General features: G+C 61.0%; 1 protein-coding gene and 1 pseudogene. One reads left to right on the plus strand and one right to left on the minus strand.

Going from position 1 to position 1946, the window contains the following annotated elements; translation table 11 throughout:
• A pseudogene (locus tag ACVOLL_RS20535) lies at positions 1–367 on the minus strand (OST-HTH/LOTUS domain-containing protein); the annotation flags it as partial.
• 976 nt (positions 368–1343) lie between these two features.
• Between ACVOLL_RS20535 and ACVOLL_RS20540 the strand changes: the two are divergent.
• Positions 1344–1886, plus strand: a complete 543-nt coding sequence (locus ACVOLL_RS20540) for a hypothetical protein (protein WP_481514563.1) — start codon at positions 1344–1346, stop codon at positions 1884–1886.
• Positions 1887–1946 lie beyond the last annotated feature (60 nt).

Consider the following 1946-nt stretch of genomic DNA (forward strand, 5'->3'; position numbering starts at 1 on the left):
CCAGCTCGCGCAGTTCCGTCTTGAGGGCCTCGTGACGTTCGGTTGGCAGTTTGAGCTGCATCCGGAAGCTGAAATGGATTGAGCCGTCAGGTTGCTTGTGTGTGTCGTCGGAGAGTTCGCAACCTTCTTTCAAGATGTAGTCGCCCATCAGGCGGCCGATCAACGTGCCTAGCGTCTTGTCGCTAGTCTCTTTCCTTCGGGCGTCTAGAGCATGCGGGAGCGTCTCAGATGTCCCAGACAGCTTCTGGAATGCGATCATTGCCTTCAGCAGGCGCTCGTACTGTTGCAAACGCAAGAGACAACGGCCCAAGAGCCGTTGTACTTCGCGTTGCGGTCCTGAGATGTCAGATTGGTCGGGGACAGCCATCGGGAATCCGAGCGAAAGTGCCAGAAGCGGTTAGGTAACGGTATCGCTTGAACTGAAAGATGTGGGACTAATCTGAACGCTATGCTACACCAAGCACTTTCGACCCAAACCGGACCTCTGCGCGGCCATAAACGTAAAGCCTGAGCGAGCGCCGAGCCAACAGCTGCGTCCGTTTGTGCGCGGGCTTGTTTGTCGGCCGCGGTCGCTCCAAGATCGCGCTGCATCTGTGAGATGCCAGAAGATGATTGCGTAGTAGGTTGCGCGGGCGGCGTAGGTTGGGCGGGCTGAGTTACCCCGTCGGTCCCGGTCGCCGGTGCTTTCGCTTTATCTTCCTCGTCCTGCAAACGCTTGGCTTCGCGTTCTGCCTCCGCCGGCTCAGCACGCTCAGCGATGTCGGGCGCCGCAACCTGCATCAGTTCGGCATGCACGGGCTGCATAGCCGTGCTCTTTTCGATCAAGTCGCCCACCAGCTTGTCCAATTGTGCAGAGTTAAGTCCGCCGTTCGCGTGGAGTTGGCATAGATAGAGAAGGGTCGTATCAACATAAGCAGTGCGCTCAGTGGAGACTGCGAGAGTAGTAATAGCCTTGCTAACAGCCGCAGCACTTTGGGCGAGTGGCTCGCCCGTCACTTTTGCTTTGGGATCAATGAGCGCAGTGGCGGTATCGTTAGTGGCGGCTGAGACCTCGGCGGAGGCCGCGCCGGCTGTCATAGCCCGCTGCATGCATATCGCAGTCGCAGTGATAGCTCCATCTTCGGAGATGGTTCGATGAGGGTACCCATGAGGCAGACTTGGCAAGTGAATGACGGAGTCAGATTGCTCGCTGCCACGGGCGGGAACTTGGGTTTACCCTAGGCGGTGATTCGCCCAATCGGTTTCCGCATGGCTAGGCTCACGGGCGATGGCTGAACTACCGGAGACCATCGTAGGCGGAGGCATCTCAAACTTTCTTGATTCCCCATTGAGCGAGACATTTCATGGTCGACCCATCTGGATCACTGCGCGGCAGCCTGCTGCGTTCCTTCCCCCGCCTTGCACTGGTGCTGTTGCTGTTGCTGTCGGGCTTGGCTCTGCTGGCCGGCGGTGTCCGCCTGCTGAGCCTGGGCGGCTCCTGGTATTACCTGCTGGCCGGTCTGGCCTACCTGGTATTGACGGTGCTGGTGCTGCGACGCTCGCGCCTGACCGCGGCGGCGTCGCTGCTGCTGTTTGCCGCCACCCTGGTCTGGGCGCTGTTCGATGCCCCCAGGCTGGGCTATTGGGAACTGCTGCCACGGCTGGTGGTGCCGGCCCTGCTGCTGATGCTGACGCTGTGGTCCAGTGCGGGCTACCCCGGTACCGGCAACGCCGCCCGTCGCTGGCGCAATGGCGGCGCACTGGTCACCTTCGCGGCATTGCTGGCAACGCTGGTCGCCGGTTTCTTCCCGCATGGCGGGCTGTCCAACCCGGTGGCACTGAGCGGCAACCCTGCCGCCGACGTCCCCCCGCTTTCAGTAGCGGGGCCATTTAGAGTCCGGGGTTAGGGTAGCCGATCTTGGCCATCCGTTTGGCGTAGGCGGCGGGCGTCAGCCCGCCCAGTGCTT

This window comes from Stenotrophomonas sp. STEN035 (assembly GCF_056759935.1).

What these genes read in the sequence shown, in the direction of transcription:
- ACVOLL_RS20540 (WP_481514563.1), top strand. Translation starts at nt 1,344, where the DNA reads ATGGTCGACCCATCTGGATCACTGCGCGGCAGCCTGCTGCGTTCCTTC.